General features: G+C 50.9%; 11 protein-coding genes. 10 read left to right on the top strand and 1 reads right to left on the bottom strand.

Annotated features, from left to right (window positions below):
• Positions 1-5: 5 nt before the first annotated feature.
• The 10 genes from DWV73_RS01590 to DWV73_RS01635 all read left to right on the top strand — a co-directional run bounded on the left by DWV73_RS01590 (position 6) and on the right by DWV73_RS01635 (position 17489).
• A complete protein-coding gene (locus DWV73_RS01590) occupies positions 6-806 on the top strand; it encodes a phosphatidate cytidylyltransferase (protein WP_106999776.1) in 801 nt (266 codons plus the stop codon).
• 42 nt (positions 807-848) lie between these two features.
• Entirely contained in the window at positions 849-1991 is a 1143-nt protein-coding gene (locus DWV73_RS01595) for a 1-deoxy-D-xylulose-5-phosphate reductoisomerase (protein ID WP_117795280.1), read from the top strand.
• Between the two features lies 1 nt (position 1992).
• The gene (rseP, locus tag DWV73_RS01600) at positions 1993-3120 is read left to right on the top strand and encodes an RIP metalloprotease RseP (protein ID WP_117795282.1); all 1128 of its coding nucleotides are present in this window, start codon (positions 1993-1995) and stop codon (positions 3118-3120) included.
• 228 nt (positions 3121-3348) lie between these two features.
• The gene (gene ispG / locus DWV73_RS01605) at positions 3349-4425 is read left to right on the top strand and encodes a flavodoxin-dependent (E)-4-hydroxy-3-methylbut-2-enyl-diphosphate synthase (RefSeq protein ID WP_117795284.1); all 1077 of its coding nucleotides are present in this window, start codon (positions 3349-3351) and stop codon (positions 4423-4425) included.
• A gap of 4 nt (positions 4426-4429) precedes the next feature.
• Positions 4430-8938, top strand: coding sequence for a PolC-type DNA polymerase III (locus tag DWV73_RS01610; protein WP_117795286.1), 4509 nt, complete (start codon positions 4430-4432; stop codon positions 8936-8938).
• A 72-nt stretch (positions 8939-9010) separates the two neighbouring features.
• Positions 9011-10285, top strand: a complete 1275-nt coding sequence (locus DWV73_RS01615) for an aminotransferase class I/II-fold pyridoxal phosphate-dependent enzyme (protein WP_117795288.1) — start codon at positions 9011-9013, stop codon at positions 10283-10285.
• A gap of 241 nt (positions 10286-10526) precedes the next feature.
• A complete protein-coding gene (gene cls / locus DWV73_RS01620) occupies positions 10527-12089 on the top strand; it encodes a cardiolipin synthase (protein WP_117795290.1) in 1563 nt (520 codons plus the stop codon).
• Positions 12090-12195: 106 nt separating this feature from the next.
• Entirely contained in the window at positions 12196-12756 is a 561-nt protein-coding gene (locus DWV73_RS01625) for a DNA-3-methyladenine glycosylase I (RefSeq protein ID WP_117795292.1), read from the top strand.
• Between the two features lie 62 nt (positions 12757-12818).
• Complete coding sequence (locus DWV73_RS01630) at positions 12819-15998, top strand: ATP-binding protein (RefSeq protein ID WP_117795294.1); 3180 nt, start codon at positions 12819-12821, stop codon at positions 15996-15998.
• Between the two features lie 39 nt (positions 15999-16037).
• Positions 16038-17489: an AAA family ATPase gene (locus DWV73_RS01635; protein WP_117795296.1), complete on the top strand. Its 1452-nt coding sequence runs from the start codon at positions 16038-16040 to the stop codon at positions 17487-17489.
• 136 nt (positions 17490-17625) lie between these two features.
• On the opposite strand, the gene rpmB is transcribed toward DWV73_RS01635, so the two are convergent.
• The gene (gene rpmB, locus DWV73_RS01640) at positions 17626-17811 is read right to left on the bottom strand and encodes a 50S ribosomal protein L28 (protein ID WP_003504147.1); all 186 of its coding nucleotides are present in this window, start codon (positions 17809-17811) and stop codon (positions 17626-17628) included.
• Positions 17812-17978: the final 167 nt, after the last annotated feature.

Below are 17978 nucleotides of genomic sequence, written 5' to 3' on the forward strand. Positions count from 1 at the left end.
TTGCCATGTTCAGAACGAGGCTGATAAGCGGGATTGTGCTTGTAGCACTCGCGATTTTACTGGTTACAAAGGGCGGTGTCCTTCTGTACTGTGTGACCGCCGCGATCTCCCTGATCGGTATGTTTGAGCTTTACCGGGTTATGGGGATTGAGAAAAAAGCGCCGGGCATCGCCGGGTATCTGGCGTGTCTGGGATATTATGGGCTGGTGTGGTTTGAAGGGCAGCATTATGTGACGCTGCTTGCGATTGCAGCCCTGATGGTGCTGATGAGCATTTACGTGTTCACGTTTCCGAAATATGGGACCGAGCAGATTACAGTAGCATTTTTCGGCATTTTTTATCTGGGAATTATGCTTTCCTACCTGTATCAGGTGCGGGCAATGGCGGACGGAAAATACCTTGTCTGGCTGATCTTTTTAAGCTCCTGGGGCTGTGACACCTGCGCATACTGCGCGGGAATGCTCCTTGGAAAACACCGTCTGGCACCGGTTTTAAGCCCGAAAAAATCGATCGAGGGCGCCGTCGGCGGTGTGGTCGGATCGGCTCTGTTAGGCTGCATTTATGCATATTTCTTCGGTGCGAAGATGGACGAGGTCAGCAATCCGATGGTGGCATGCGCGGTGGCGTGTGCGATTGCGGCGGTCATTTCCCAGATCGGGGATCTGGCGGCGTCGGCGATCAAGCGGAACCACAATGTCAAGGATTACGGAAACCTGATTCCGGGACACGGCGGCGTGCTGGATCGGTTCGACAGCATGATTTTTACGGCACCGGCGATTTATTTTGCACTGACGTTTTTACGATAAAACGAAAGTATGTATGAAAATACAGAAACAGGAGAATAAGAAATGAAAAAAATTGCGATACTTGGATCAACCGGATCGATCGGAACACAGACATTGGAAGTGGTCCGGGCGAATAAAGATATAGAAGTAACGGCTCTGGCGGCTGGAAGCAATATTGATCTTCTGGAGAAACAGATCCGGGAGTTTTCTCCGAAGATCGCGGCGGTCTGGAACGAGGAAAAAGCAAAAGAACTGAAAGACCGTGTGCGGGATCTGGATATCCGTGTTGAGAGCGGCATGGATGGACTTCTCGCAGTGGCGACAGAACTGAGTGCGGAGATTGTGGTGACAGCGGTGGTCGGCATGATCGGCATCCGCCCGACAATCGCGGCGATGAATGCCGGAAAGGATATTGCACTTGCAAACAAAGAAACTCTGGTGACGGCGGGGCATATCATTATGCCGTTGGCAAAAGAGAAACATGTCCGCATTTTGCCGGTGGACAGCGAGCACAGCGCGATTTTCCAGAGCTTGAACGGCGAGACGGGAAATAAGATCCACAAGATTCTCCTGACAGCGTCCGGCGGACCATTCCGCGGATGGACGAGAGAGCAGATGAAGGGTGTGCAGGTTGAAGATGCGCTGAAACATCCGAACTGGACGATGGGACGCAAGATCACGATCGACAGTTCCACGATGGTAAACAAAGGTCTGGAAGTTATGGAGGCGAGATGGCTTTTTGGCGTGGAGATGGATCAGGTGCAGGTGGTTGTGCAGCCGCAGAGTGTGATTCATTCAATGGTAGAATACGAGGACGGCGCGGTAATAGCGCAGCTTGGCACGCCGGATATGAAGCTTCCGATCCAATATGCGCTGTATTATCCGGAACGCCGCTTCCTGGCGGGCGACCGGCTGGATTTTGCAAAGCTGGCACAGATTACCTTTGAAGCGCCGGATTTTGAAAATTTCCACGGGCTTTCCCTGGCATACAAAGCCGGACGGCGCGGTGGCACGCTTCCGACCGTCTTCAACGCGGCAAATGAGCGGGCAGTCCAGAAATTCCTCGATCGCGAGATCGGATATCTGACCATCACTGATATGATTGAGGCGGCGATGGAACACCATACCGTGAAAGAGAATCCGACGGTTGAAGAGATTCTGGCAGCAGAACAGGAAACCTATGATTTTATAGAGAGCAGGTGGTAGATTGGTAAGTTTGCTGGCGGCGCTGATTGTATTCAGCCTGATCGTGCTGTTTCATGAATTTGGACATTTTTTATTGGCAAAACGGGGCGGAATCTGCGTCGTTGAGTTTTCACTCGGCATGGGACCGAGACTCTTCAGTTTTGTGAAAGGCGGGACGCGGTACTCGCTGAAACTGCTTCCGTTTGGCGGTTCTTGTATGATGCTGGGGGAAGATGAAGGGTATGATGCGCCGGATGAGGCGGAAAAAGGAAGTTCCTGCGATCAGAACCAGAGTCTGACAGATGGAAAAACGGAACGGATCCTGCTGCCTCCGGGCGCCTCCGGGACTTATTTTAATGCAGTTTCTGCCTGGACACGTTTTAAAGTCGTGGTGGCAGGACCTGTATTCAACTTCATTCTGGCGTGGTTTTGCGCCTTTTTCGTAATCAGCTGTGTGGGCTTTGACCCGGCATCGGTTGTCAGTGTCGAGGACGGCTATCCGGCACAGGAGGCGGGGCTGCAGGCGGGCGATACGATCGAGCGCTTAAATGGCACACGCACCTATCTGTACCGCGACGTGCAGACGTATCTGCAGTTCCATCCGGGAAAGAGTGTCACGGTGGAGTATGTGCGGGATGGGAAATCCCACACGACGCAGATGGTTCCGCGTTATTCCGAGGAGGCGGGACGCTATCTTATTGGAATCAGCGGCGGCGTTTACCAGAAACCGGCGTCCGTGATTCAGACAGCGCAGTATAGCTTCTGCGAAGTGCGCTACTGGATCCGTGTGACATTCAGCAGCCTTGGCATGATTCTGAAGCGGCAGGTCAGCTCGAACGATATCGCAGGTCCGGTGCGGATTGTGTCAATGATCGGCACGACGGTCAAGGAAAGCCAGAGCTACGGACTTATGATTGTGCTTGTCAATCTGGCAAATATGTGTATTCTGCTCAGCGCCAATCTGGGTGTCATGAACCTGCTTCCAATCCCGGCGCTGGACGGCGGACGGCTCGTCTTTATCATTCTGGAGATGCTGCGCGGCAAGCCGGTTGATCCGGAAAAAGAGGGCATGGTTCATATGGCGGGCATGGCGGCATTGATGACGCTGATGTTATTTGTATTGTTTAATGATATTAGAAATTTATTGTAATAATTCATGTAACTGTTCAGTAGGTCTGCGCATTTACTGCGCTGACCGTACGAAAACATGGGTCAGCAGGCAAAAATCCCATTGCCGTAGGCAATTTTTGATGGATTTTTGCGCGTGACTGTGAAGGTACTGAACAGTTACTAATTCATTTAATTCAAAGGCATGAAAGATTCGCTCGAAAAAGACCGGAAATTTCATGTCGGAGAAGAAAGGTTTGGGAGGAACGATATGGGATACCGGGACGAGACGAAAGTGGTGCAGATTGGAAAACGTCAGATCGGCGGCGGCAATCCGATTCTGATCCAGTCGATGTGTAATACGAAAACAGAGGATGTGAAGGCGACCGTCGAGCAGATTCTGGCGCTGGAGCACGCGGGCTGCGATATTATCCGTGTGGCAGTGCCGACAATGGAGGCGGCTGCTGCCCTGACGGAGATTAAACGCCAGATACATATTCCATTGGTGGCGGATATTCATTTTGACTATCGTCTCGCGATCGCGGCGATCGAGTGCGGCGCGGACAAAATCCGTATCAATCCGGGAAATATCGGTTCCAGAGAGCGGATCCAGGCGGTGGTTGACAAGGCAAAAGAGTATGGCGTGCCGATTCGTGTCGGCGTCAACAGCGGTTCTTTGGAAAAGCCATTGGTAGAGAAATATGGCGGCGTGACAGCGGAAGGACTCGTTGAGAGTGCGCTGGATAAGGTTGCCCTGATTGAGCAGATGGGTTATGACAATCTGGTTATCAGCATCAAATCTTCGGATGTTATGATGTGTGTAAAAGCACATGAACTAATTGCAAAAAAGACTCATTATCCGCTGCATGTCGGTATCACAGAGGCGGGAACTGTGATTGCGGGCAATATCAAGTCAGCGGTCGGTCTGGGACTGATTTTGAGTCAGGGAATCGGTGATACGATCCGCGTGTCCCTGACAGGCAGCCCGCTGGAGGAGATCAAGTCGGCAAAGCTGATTTTGAAGACGCTGGGCCTTCGTCGGGGAGGCGTGGAAGTTGTTTCATGTCCGACCTGCGGACGCACGCAGATCGACCTCATCGGTCTGGCAAACCAGGTGGAGACGCTGGTACAGGGATATCCGCTGGATATCAAGGTTGCCGTCATGGGCTGCGTGGTCAACGGACCGGGCGAGGCGAAGGAAGCCGATCTCGGTGTAGCCGGCGGTATCGGCGAAGGACTTCTGATACGCAAGGGCGAGATTGTGAAAAAACTGCCGGAGAGTGAACTTTTACCGGCGCTCAAAGCGGAGCTTGACCGGATGGTGGAAGAGAAAAAAGCAAAGGAATGATAGAATGAAAACATTTCTGGAGGTATTTCCAGATTTACATATTGCGGAAAATGTGCGGGGACTGCTTGAAATGGTCGGGATCGAGAAGATCTCGACGAACCGTGACCGGAGCGTGATCCGCGTATACATCGACAGCCCGCGCCTGATGCACAAGCAGAGTATCTACGATCTGGAAAAAGGCATCAAGGAGCAGTTGTTTCCGGGCAAACGGGTGACGATCAAGATTTTGGAGAAATACCATCTGTCCAGCCAGTACACGCCGGAAAAACTCATGAATGTATACCGGGACAGCATTTTGATGGAGCTGAAAAATTACAGTATCCTTCTTTATAATATGTTCCGTAAGGCGGAGATGAATTTTGAAGAAGAAGGATACCTGAAGCTGTCGCTGGAGGACACGATGATCGTGCGCGATAAGGCACCGGAGCTGGTGCGGATTCTGGAGAAAATCTTCACCGAGCGCTGCAATGTGCCGGTGGTTGTGAAGACTTCCTACCGTCCGGTTGAGAAGAAGAATACTGAGCCGGAGATCATCTACATGAAGCCGCAGGCGGCAGGCGGAAGCGGCGCGGCTGCCGGAGCAGCAGGTGCCAATGAGGCATATATGGAACCATCGGGGGCAGAACCTGCCTCTGGCGGTGTCGATCTGCCATTTGACGAGGGAAAGACTGTTTTAAAACCGGTTGGTAAGCTGAAAGCCGGGGGGAATCCGGCAGGAGGCAGAAACCAGGCAGGCAGCGCAAATGCTGGATCTGGCAAGGGCGGCGAGTACCGCCGTTCGGGCTATATGAAGAAATCCGACAATCCGGATGTGCTGTTTGGGCGCGATTTCGATGAGGAGGCGAGCCCGATCGAGGAGTTGGAAGGCGAGGTTGGGCAGGTTGTCATCCGCGGAAAGATCCTGACCTGCGAGCTAAGGGAGCTTCGCAGCGGCAACACACTGTTTATGTTTTCGGTAACGGATTTTACAGATACAATCGGCGTCAAGATCTTTGCACGGGAGGATACGCTGGATGATTTGAAGACGGCGACCAAGGCGGGACAGTTTGTCCGCATCAAGGGTGTTGCCAACATTGATAAATTTGACGGCGAGCTGACGATCGGTTCGGTTTCCGGCATCAAGAAATGCGAAGATTTCACCAGCAAGCGGATGGACAACAGTCCGGTCAAGCGCGTGGAGCTTCACTGTCACACAAAGATGAGCGATATGGACGGTGTTTCCGAGGTCAAGGATATCATCAAACGTGCCAAACAGTGGGGCATGGACGCCATCGCTGTCACCGACCACGGCTGTGTGCAGGCGTTTCCGGATGCGAACCATGCGGTCGATAAGGGCGAAAACTTCAAGATCCTCTATGGTGTTGAGGGCTATCTCGTCGATGATATGAAGGAGCTGGCGGAGAATGAGAAAGGACAGACGTTAGACCACACCTGCGTTGTATTCGATATCGAGACGACCGGTTTCAGCCCGATCAAGAACCGCATCATTGAGATCGGCGCGGTGCGTGTGACGGATGGAAAGATTGTGGACAAATTCAGCACATTTGTCAACCCAGAAGTGCCAATCCCCTATGACATTGAACAGCTGACAAGCATCAACGACGGCATGGTAATCAGCGCGCCGACGATCGAAGAGGTTCTGCCGGAGTTTCTGGCATTCTGCGAGGGTGCGGTCATGGTCGCGCACAACGCGTCGTTTGATATCAGTTTCATCAAAGAAAATGCGAGACGGCAGGGACTCACATTCCAGCCGACCGTTCTCGATACGGTTTCGCTGGCGCGTGTCCTGCTGCCGAACCTGAACCGCTTCAAGCTTGACACGGTAGCGAAAGAGCTTAAAATTTCCCTTGAAAACCATCACCGGGCGGTCGATGATGCGGGGGCGACGGCAGAGATTTTTGTCAAGTTCATCGAGATGTTAAAGGCTCGTGATATCGAAAACCTGACGCAGCTCAACGAACTCAGCAAAATGACACCGGAAATGATCCGGAAGATGCCGACCTACCATATTATTATTCTGGCGAAGAATGATGTCGGGCGAATCAACCTGTACCGGTTGATTTCCCAGTCGAACCTGACATATTTTGCAAAACGTCCGCGGATTCCGAAGAGTCTGCTGGCGAGCCACCGCGAGGGGCTGATTCTTGGGTCGGCGTGCGAGGCGGGAGAGCTGTTTCAGGCGATCCTGCGCGGGATTCCGGAGGAAGAACTGGGAAAAATTGCAAATTTCTACGATTATCTGGAAGTGCAGCCGCTTGGAAACAACGCATTTATGCTGCGGGATGAGAAAAGTTCGGTCAACACCTGGGAGGATCTGCAGGATCTGAACCGCAAAGTGATTGAACTTGGCGAACAGTGGAACAAGCCGGTCTGCGCGACCTGCGATGTCCATTTCCTCGACCCGGAGGATGAGGTCTACCGCCGTATCATCATGGCGAGCAAGGGCTTTAAGGATGCAGACGATCAGGCACCGCTGTATTTGCGGACTACCGAGGAAATGCTGAGGGAATTTGAATATTTAGGCAGCGATAAGGCGGAGGAGATCGTTATCACAAACACGCGCAAGATCGCGGCGATGTGTGAGCGCATTTCCCCGGTACGCCCGGACAAGTGTCCGCCGGTTATTCCGAATTCGGATGATACGCTGCGTACCATCTGCTACAACCGTGCACATGATATGTACGGCGATAAGCTGCCGAAGATGGTAGTCGATCGGTTGGAGCGGGAACTTCACTCGATCATTTCCAATGGATTTGCCGTTATGTATATCATCGCGCAGAAACTGGTTTGGAAGTCGAATGAGGATGGATATCTGGTTGGTTCGCGAGGATCTGTTGGTTCCTCACTGGCGGCGACGATGTCTGGTATCACGGAGGTAAATCCGCTGAGTCCGCACTACTATTGTCCGAGTTGCCATTATTACGATTTTGATTCAGAAGATGTAAAAAAGTTTTCGGGTATGGCGGGCTGTGATATGCCGGATAAGATATGTCCAAAGTGCGGCAAACCGCTGAAAAAAGACGGGTTCGACATTCCGTTTGAGACGTTCCTGGGATTCAAGGGCGATAAGGAGCCGGATATCGACTTAAACTTTTCCGGTGAATATCAGAGCCGGGCGCACAGCTACACGGAGGTCATCTTTGGAAAAGGACAAACCTTCCGTGCGGGGACGATCGGTACGCTGGCAGATAAGACAGCGTATGGTTTTGTGGCGCATTATTATGAGGATAAAGGAATTCGTAAGCGCCGGTGCGAGATTGAGCGCATCGTGTCCGGCTGCGTCGGTGTGCGGCGTACCACTGGACAGCATCCGGGCGGTATCATCGTATTGCCCCTCGGAGAGGAGATTGACACGTTTACGCCGGTGCAGCACCCGGCGGACGATATGACGACGCGTACCGTTACGACGCATTTCGATTACCACTCCATCGACCACAACTTGTTAAAACTCGATATTCTCGGACACGATGATCCGACCATGATTCGTATGCTGCAGGATTTGACGGGACTCGATCCGGTTAAGGATATTCCACTGGATTCGAAGGAGGTCATGAGTCTCTTCCAGAACACGGAAGCGCTCGGTGTCACGCCGGAGGATCTCGGCGGCTGTAAGCTTGGGGCGCTTGGCATTCCGGAGTTTGGTACAGACTTCGCGATGCAGATGTTGATCGACGCCAAACCGAAATATTTTTCGGATTTGGTGCGGATTTCCGGTCTGTCCCACGGTACGGATGTATGGTTAGGCAATGCGAAAGACCTTATCCTGAGCGGACAGGCGACGATTCAGACGGCGATCTGTTGTCGAGACGATATTATGATTTATCTGATTCAGAAAGGACTTGAAGAGGGACTCTCCTTCACTATCATGGAGTCTGTCCGAAAAGGAAAAGGACTGAAACCGGAGTGGATCGAGGAGATGAAAGCTCACGATGTGCCGCAGTGGTATATCGATTCCTGCCTGAAAATCAAGTATATGTTCCCGAAGGCGCACGCGGCGGCTTACGTTATGATGGCGTGGCGTGTGGCGTACTGTAAGGTATTTTACCCGCTGGCATACTATGCGGCATATTTCAGCATCCGGGCGAGTGGATTTACCTACAAGCTGATGTGCCAGGGGCGCGATAAGCTGGAGTACCATCTGGCGGAGTACAAGAGCCGGTCGGATTCTCTTTCCAAGAAAGAGCAGGACACGCTGCGCGATATGCGTATCGTACAGGAAATGTATGCGCGCGGATTTGAATTCATGCCCATCGATATTTACCGGGCAAAAGCCCGCAATTTCCAGATCATAGACGGAAAGCTGATGCCGTCGTTAAGCAGTATCGACGGACTCGGCGAGAAAGCGGCAGACGCGATTGTTTTTGCGGCGGAGGATGGAAAGTTCTTGTCGAAAGAGGACTTTATCAACCGTACCAAGGTTACGAAAACGGTGTGCGATCTGATGGCAGAGCTGGGAATTCTGACGGGGTTGCCGGAGAGCAATCAGCTTTCGCTGTTTGATATGGTGATGTAAAAGAGCTGTACTAAAAAATAGGCTCAATTACTATATAATTATTTAAAAATAAACATATGAAGGAGAAGAAAAATGAAACGTTCAATGGAAACAACGTGCATCCAGGGCGGATGGCAGCCGAAAAATGGCGAGCCGAGAATTCTGCCGATCTACCAGAGCACGACCTTTAAGTATTCAACCAGTGAGCAGATGGGAAGACTCTTCGATCTGGAGGAAAACGGATATTTTTATACCCGTCTGGCAAACCCGACCAATGATGCAGTCGCAGATAAGATCCGTGAGCTGGAGGGCGGCGCGGCAGCAATGCTGACATCCTCCGGACAGGCGGCAAACTTTTATGCGGTATTTAATATCTGCGGCGCGGGCGATCATCTGGTCTGCTCGGCAACCGTATACGGCGGCACATCAAACCTGTTTGTCGTTACGATGAAAAAAATGGGCGTCGATGTTACGTTAGTTGACCCGGATGCGCCGGAAGAGGAGATCGAGAAGGCGATCCGCCCGAACACAAAGTGTATCTTCGGTGAGTCGATTGCAAACCCGGCTCTGGTAGTGCTGGATCTGGAAAAATTTGCCCGGATTGCACACAGAAATGGTATTCCATTTATTGTAGATAATACGTTTGCAACTCCGATCAACTGCCGTCCGTTCGAGTGGGGCGCAGATATTGTAACGCATTCTACTACAAAATATATGGATGGACATGCGATGACCGTCGGCGGCTGCATCGTGGACAGTGGCAACTTTGACTGGGAGGCACATGCAGATAAATTCCCGGGTCTGACGACGCCGGATGAGTCTTACCACGGCATTATTTACACGAAGAAATTCGGTAAGGCGGCTTATATCACCAAGGCAACCGCACAGGTAATGCGTGATCTCGGTTCCATCCCGTCCCCGCAGAATTCCTTCTTATTGAATATCGGTCTGGAGACACTGCATCTGCGTGTGCCGCGCCACTGTGAGAATGCACAGAAGGTCGCCGAGTATTTACAGAGCCGTGAAGATGTGGCCTGGGTGAATTATCCGGGACTTGAAAATGATAAATACCATGCACTGGCGCAGAAATATATGCCGAACGGTACATGCGGCGTTATTTCTTTCGGCTTAAAGGGCGGTCGTCAGGCAGCTGGCGAGTTCATGGATAAGCTGAAACTGGCAGCCATCGTAACCCATGTTGCCGATGCGAGAACCTGCGTTCTGCATCCGGCAAGCCATACTCACCGTCAGCTCTCCGATGAGCAGCTCAGGGAGGCAGGCGTTGATCCAAGCCTGATCCGTTTGAGTGTCGGAATTGAGAATGTGGATGATATCATCGAGGATATCCGTCAGGCGCTGGAGGACTAAAATGCCAAGAATGGCGATATAACAGCTTTATGCCGGGTATCCGTGAGATGTTTCAATGCGGTTGTTAAAATGAGCGCTTACAACGACAGGTCAGTCGGGATGACACATAAATCTGTGTCAGTCTCCGGCTGACCTCTTGTTTTATTTGCAAAAATCTGCCATACTATGAGAGATGGCACTGTAGTTTTCAATGATACAGCAGGTGCCTGATGAATGAGGCAAAGAAATGGACTGGTAGAAAATGGAGAAAATACTTAAAAAATTGAAAAAACTGCTGCGTCTGATTTTCGGGCGTACCACGCTGGGAACGCTGTTTCTGCTGATACAGATTCTTGTGCTCTTTGCCGGGTTTGACTGGTTTAGAGAGTACCTGATCTATATGTACGGTGGATCTGCGATGCTCAGTGCGCTGGTTTTGATCTATATTATCAGCGATGAGGGAAACAGCACGATCAAGTTGTCCTGGGTAGTGCCGATATTGATATTTCCGGTGTTTGGAACGCTGTTTTATCTGTTTTTGACGCTGCAGCCGGGCACGCGCCGCATTAACCGGCGGATCGAGGAGGTTGGGACAAAACTTCGTCCGTACCTTTTACAGGATCCGGAGGTGCTGGCACACTATGAGAGCATCAGCGCCAGCGGCGGCAATCTCGTCCGCTATATGAACCAGTACGGACGTTTCCCGGCGTATGAAAATACGGGGGTACGCTATTTCCCACTGGGAGATGATATGTTTCCAGTATTATTGGAAGAACTCAAAAAAGCGGAACATTTTATATTTATGGAATATTTTATCGTAGAACACGGAGTGATGTGGGATGCGATTTTACAGGTGTTAGAGACGAAGGCTAGTGAGGGCGTGGAAGTCCGGTTTATGTATGACGGCATGGGAAATCTCTTCACGTTGCCGCACGGCTATGAGAAAGCGATGCAGGAGAAAGGTATCCAGTGCAAGATTTTTGCGCCGGTGCGTCCGGCTCTCTCGAGTTACCAGAATAACCGCGATCACCGGAAAATCTGTGTGATCGATGGTCATACCGCGTTTACCGGGGGCGTGAACCTGGCAGATGAATATATTAACCAGCGGGTGCGCTTCGGACATTGGAAGGACACGGCGGTCATGCTCAAGGGAAAAGCTGTAGACAGTTTTACAATGATGTTTTTGCAGCTCTGGGATGTGACGGAACGGGATGCGGAAGAATATCGCCGTTTTCTGTGTCCGGAGACATTTCATATGCCGGAGGGCATGGACTATGGCGGCTTTGTGATGCCATATGCGGACAGCCCGCTCGACGGGGAAAATGTCGGCGAGTCGGTGTACCTCGATATTTTAGGGCGTTCACGCCGGTATGTGCACATTACGACTCCGTATCTGATTCTCGACGATACGACGCTGGCGGCGCTCAAGTTTGCGGCAAAGCGCGGCGTGGAGGTCATTATTATCATGCCGCATATACCGGATAAGTTATATGCGTACCTGCTGGCGCGCAGCTACTATGCGGAGCTTCTGCGGGCTGGTGTCCAGATCTATGAATACACGCCGGGCTTTATTCATGCGAAGATGTTTACAAGCGACGATGAGAAGGCGGTGGTCGGAACGATCAACCTTGATTTCAGAAGCCTGTATCTGCATTTTGAGTGCGCGTCCTATTTCTTCCGCAATGCGGTTGTGATGGATGTGGAAGAAGATTTCCAGAAAACACTTGCAAAGAGCGAGCGGATCACTCTGGAAAACTGCCGGAAGTATCCGTTTATCCGGCGGTTTGCGGGGAAGGCACTGCGGATTCTGGCGCCGCTTATGTAGAACTTCAAAACGAGAGATATGGCATATTTATGTTTTCTTGAATGAAAAACAAGGATAAATAAGAAAAAAATGTGAGAGCAAATGACGAACAGGGAGAGATAAACGTATGGAATGGCACGATGGAAGACACCGCTGCCGCTGGGCGAATCCAAAGAATGAATTGTATATCCGTTATCACGACGAGGAGTGGGGAAAGCTGGTTCGGGATGATGCGAAGCTCTTTGAGATGCTGATCCTTGAATGCTTTCAGGCAGGGCTTTCGTGGGAGTGCATCCTCAATAAGCGGGAGGCGTTCCGCGCCGCGTTCGATGAATTTGACCTGGACAAGGTGTGTGGTTACGACGAGGCGAAGGAGGAAGCACTCCGGACCGCCCCGGGAATTGTACATAACCGGCTGAAAATTCATGCCGCTGTCACGAATGCACGGATATTCCGGGAAATTCAGAATGAATATGGGAGTTTTGACGCGTATCTGACTCACTGGACAGGAGACACGGTGATTCATGAGACAGGCAAGGTCAGCTCGCCGCTCTCAGATGCAGTGTCGGCAGATCTCAAAAAGCGTGGGATGAAGTTTGCCGGGACGGTGATTATTTATTCGTATCTGCAGGCGGTCGGGCGGATTGAGTCGCATGAGGATGAATGCTTTCTGGGATATAAGATGTAAAATAACAAGATGGCAGGTGCAGGGAAAAGGGCGTGCCAGGGTTTTTGCGGGAGGACGGAGCGATGGATTCCGAGAATGCGAATAAGAGTAAGAAGAAAAAGACTTCAAACATAATACAGATCTGCATCGGCGTGCTGGCGGTTGTGCTGGCGGCACTGATTATCGTGATGATGGGAATTGTCTCCAGTATTCAGGGAACGGCGCGTGTGGTCAATTATGCGGGACTGGTGCGCGGAAAGACACAGCGTATCATTAAATTGGAAATTTCCGGTCAGCCGGAGGATGGTATGATTCAGGATATTGAGGCCTTCGTCGATGGTCTGCGGAATGGCAATGGCGAACTGGGGCTGGTGCGCCTTGATGACGGGGCGTTTCAGAGTAAGATGCAGGAGTTGGAGGAGTACTTTGCCACGCTTCACTATGAAATCCTGCGTGTCCGGGAAGTCGGCTATGAGAATACAGAGATCATTGATAAGAGCGAGCGGTTCTTTGAAATCTGTGATGAGGCGACGGGACTGGCGGAGGCGTATTCCCAGCGGAAGGCATCCTCGCTGACGGTAATTGAAAAATATATCACGATTGATATTATTGTTCTGATGCTTCTGATTGGATATGAATTTATCAAGGCGGTGCGCTTTGCGGCGATGAACCGTGCGCTGCAGAAAAAGGTGTATTTGGACAAGGCGACCGGACTTCCCAATAAGAATAAATGCGAAGAATTGCTGGATGATCCGGAACCGGCGGCAGAGAATGTGGGAGTATGCAGTTTTGACCTGAATAATCTCCGCCGAATCAACAACAGCATGGGGCATGAGGCGGGGGATGCCTACATCAGGCGGTTCGCCGTCTGCCTGCGCGCGTCCATGCCTGCGGAACAGTTCGTAGGGCGGGACGGCGGCGATGAATTTATTGCCGTTACGCATGGTCTGGATGAGGAGGCCATGCGGGAATGCCTCACCCATGTGCGGGAGGCGATGACAGAGGAGTCAAAGGGATATCCGGATATGCCGCTCAGCTATGCGGCCGGGTATGCACTTGCCAGTGATTTTCCGGGTAGCACGATGCGGGAGCTTTTCAGTTTTGCCGATAAAAATATGTATATCAACAAAAACCATGTAAAGCGCGAGGAAGCGGCAGCGGAAAAACGGCTGGATTTCCACCTGCTCAAGCTTTTAAACCGGTACGGGAGAAACTTTTCGGATTGTCTCTACTGCGACGCGCACATGGATACCTATCGGGCACTTCGTGCCAGTGCTGATTTCTTTCTGGCGTCAGACGGAAGCTATTCCGGTGCGGCGGAGCAGATAGCAGCGGAACGGGTGGCTCGTGCTGACCGCGCCAACATCCGCCAGAGCCTGCAGGTTTCAGAGCTTTCCGGGAAGCTGCAGGCGGAGGGAGATCTACTCGAATTGCAGTATGACACGAACGGTCAGGGACTCTACAGCCGCCTGACGCTGATCCCGGTAGATTGGGATGAGGAAGGAAAGCTGCATCATTTCCTGCTGGCATTTGAGACGATCCGGAAAAGTTCAGAAGGGCGGGCAGATGCGAAGGAACAGCTGACGCTTTATTATGAACAGCTCAAACAGTCGATTCTGGAAAATGACAGCTATGTGGATGCACTCCTGGATCTGTCGGATATGATATATACAGTTAATTTGACAAAGGATATTCTGGAGAAGAGTGTTGTCTTGAATGGAAAAGACGAGGAATGCCGGGAGCTATTTATGGACTATCCGCTGCCGTGTTCTTACCGTGATTATTGCAGTGAATATATGAAGATGGTCACCCAGGAGACCTTGGGAAGCTATCGTCTGGCAGATGATCCGGCTAAGCTGTTGAAGCGGTTTGAGGCAGGGGAGAAACATATTTCCGTGGAATACTGTATCCAGGAGGAAGATGGCACGATCTGCTGGGTACAGAAAACAGTTCTGATGACGCAGACGATCGTGTTTGATACGGAGCTTTCTTGTGAGATGCCGGTGGTTCATGCGATCATTCTTCTGCAGGATACGTCGCAGATGCACGCGCGGGATGAACAGGAGCACGCGCGCCTGCAGGCGGCATTTGATGAAATGCGGACGGCAAACCGGGCGAAAACAGATTTCTTAAGCCGCATGAGTCACGATATCCGGACACCGCTCAATGGCATTATCGGGCTTTTAAAAATCGATGAGGCACATTTTGATGATAAGGAGATGGTGATGGAAAATCACCGGAAAATGCAGGTGGCGGCGGGGCATCTGCTGTCCCTTATCAATGATGTGCTGCAGATGAGCAAGCTGGAAGAGGGAAAGATCATTCTGGCACATGATTATATTTCATTGGCAGAGATGACGCGCGATATCGTGAGCATCATCATCGAGCGCGCGGTAGATGCGGGCATTCAATGGGAGTATGATAAAAGAAAAGCGGAGATTCCGTATCCGTATATTTATGGCAGCCAGCTCCATCTGCGCCAGATTTTCCTGAATATTTATGGAAACTGCATCAAATACAATCGTCCGGGCGGAAAAATCAGTACCAGGGTGGAGGCGCAGGATGTACGGGACGGCTGGTGCGTCTATAGGTGGACGATCTCGGACACGGGAGTTGGCATGAGCCAGGAATTTCTGGATCACATCTTTGACCCGTTTGCACAGGAGAAAAATGATGCGCGTAGTGTTTACCAGGGAACTGGGCTTGGCATGACGATCGTCAAAGGGCTGATTGAACAGATGCACGGAAACATCGAGGTGACGAGTGAGGTCGGCATTGGAACGACGTTTGTGGTGGAAATTCCATTTGAGATTGCACCGCCGCCGGAGGAGTTCCCGGTTAAGGAAGCAGCGCCGTCAGGAGATATTCACGGTTTGAAGCTGCTTTTGGCGGAGGACAATGAGTTGAATGCAGAGATCGCGGAAACACTTCTGACCGATGCGGGTGCCCGTGTCACGATTGTGAAGGACGGGAAGAAAGCAGTAGACTGCTTTGAGGCGGCACCTCCGGGGACGTTCGATGCGATTCTCATGGATGTGATGATGCCAGTGATGGATGGTCTGGCTGCGACACGCGCGATCCGGGCGATTCCGCGGGCGGATGCAAGGCAGATTCCGATTCTTGCCATGACGGCAAATGCCTTTGAAGAGGATGCCAGGCAGTGCTTGGCAGCTGGGATGAATGTGCATCTGGCAAAACCACTGCAGATGGATAAGGTGCTGGCGGCGCTCATGGAGTGCTGCGGCAAAAAGAGGGATCTATAAAGTTTGGAAAGGGCGAAAAGGAACGCAGGCGGTACAGGTATGAAAGCAATCTCTATTTACACGATTACCCGAAATCAGAATACGGAATACCTTCAAAAGCTGGAACGACAGCTTTCGGGGCGGGATATGTTTCTGAAAATACGGGAATGGGAGCTGGACAGCATGAAAGCGCTTGTTTCGGAGTTGGAGAGACATATGCAGGCGGTGTACGCACTGCGTTTTTTCTATTCGTTTCAGATTCCGAGACTGGGGAAAGAGTTTGATCTGCTTCAAATCAAGGAAGAACAAATTTTAAACCTTGAATTAAAGAGCGGACAGGTGTCGGATGAGGCGATCCGCAAGCAGCTCATACAGAACCGGTATTATCTGGCGGCGCTGGGAAAGCCGATTCGTTCGTACACTTATATTAGCAGCCAGAACCGCCTGGTGCGTCTGACGAATCATGACCGCATTGTGGAGGCGGACTGGGAACAGCTCTGCCGGGATTTGCAGCAGGAGAGTGCTGATTATCCAGGCGATATCGAAGACTTGTTTCAGGCGGAGCTGTACCTGATTTCGCCGCTCACAGAGCCGGGACGGTTCTTAAAGAAAGAATATTTTCTGACATACCAGCAGAGGGATATTGAACGCCAGATTTTAAAGAAAATCCGGGCAGACCGGACGGGATATTTCTGGTTTACCGGGCTTCCGGGGACGGGAAAAACGCTGCTTTTATATGATATTGCGATGAAACTCTCCGGGCGGCAGCGGGTGTGCATGATCCACTGCGGTGAAGCGGGAAAAGAGTGGAAGGTGCTGCATGAGCGGCTGCGGCGGGTGGAGTACCTGGCGGAGGATAGTGTTCAAGCGGGAACGGAAATCAGGTTTGAAGCATACAGCGCGATCTTAGTAGATGAGGCACACCTTCTGTCGCCCAATACATTGGAAATTTTGCTGGAGATCGGCAAAACGCGTCCGGTTATTTTTTCCAGTAACTGTGAGGATATGATTTCGCCGGAAGAATTGGATCTGGGTGCAATAAAGCTCTTGGGGGAGCAGCCGGGAATCCAGACATTCCACCTGACGAATCGGATCCGTGCGAATGCAGAACTTTCCTATTTTATACAAAATATGATGCACCTGCCGCACGGACGCGGAATGCGGCGCTATCCCCATGTCGCGGTGGTTTATGCCAATGATGAGTCAGAAGCAGCTAATTTGCTGAATGATTACATCCACCAGGGATATGAGTGCCAGGAATCCGATTGGCAGGAAAAACTGGAAAAGCAATCCGATTCTGCCGTAGAAATACAATCTCGCCATACGCGAGAAGTCGATCACATGGTGTATCGGCTGGATGGGCGCTATTATTATGATGAAATGGGATATCTGCGCTCGACAGAGCGCGATGTGAGACATCTTTTTTATCAGCTCAGCGAGGCAAAAGAAGAACTGGCGCTGGTGGTGATGGGAAATGAGAAGCTATATGGAGCGCTGCTGAACTTGTTTTAAGGTGTTTTGAAGGAAAGGTTTTATATAAAATGTTGGAATGTGCTCAAAAAGCATATTTCCAACATTTTTTGTCGTTCATTATGCTAAGGACAAGAAAAAAGCCTCAGGCAGATACCTGAGGCCGGTTAAACTCGATTTAGGCTCTTTCAACTAAACCGGATCTTAAGCAAGAAGTACATACATACATCTTCTGAGCTCCGCCATTAGTTTTAACCTTAACAGACTTAACGTTAGCTTTCCACATTTTGTTAGATCTTCTATGTGAATGACTCACTGCATTACCAAAATGAGCAGCTTTCTCGCAGATTGCACACTTAGCCATCGTAGCACCTCCTTAACCGATCATTGGACTTCCTATTAAAATCCATAACAAAGGTATAATAGCAGAAAATAGGAAAATATGCAAGTAAAAAACAAAAAAAAATAAAAAAAGTTTTCGACAGATGTCTATTTTCTATTTCCTTTTTAGAGAGGATGAGGTATAATGTT

Source organism: Clostridium sp. AF12-41 (assembly GCF_003461685.1).
Lineage (GTDB): Bacteria > Bacillota > Clostridia > Lachnospirales > Lachnospiraceae > Otoolea > Otoolea fessa.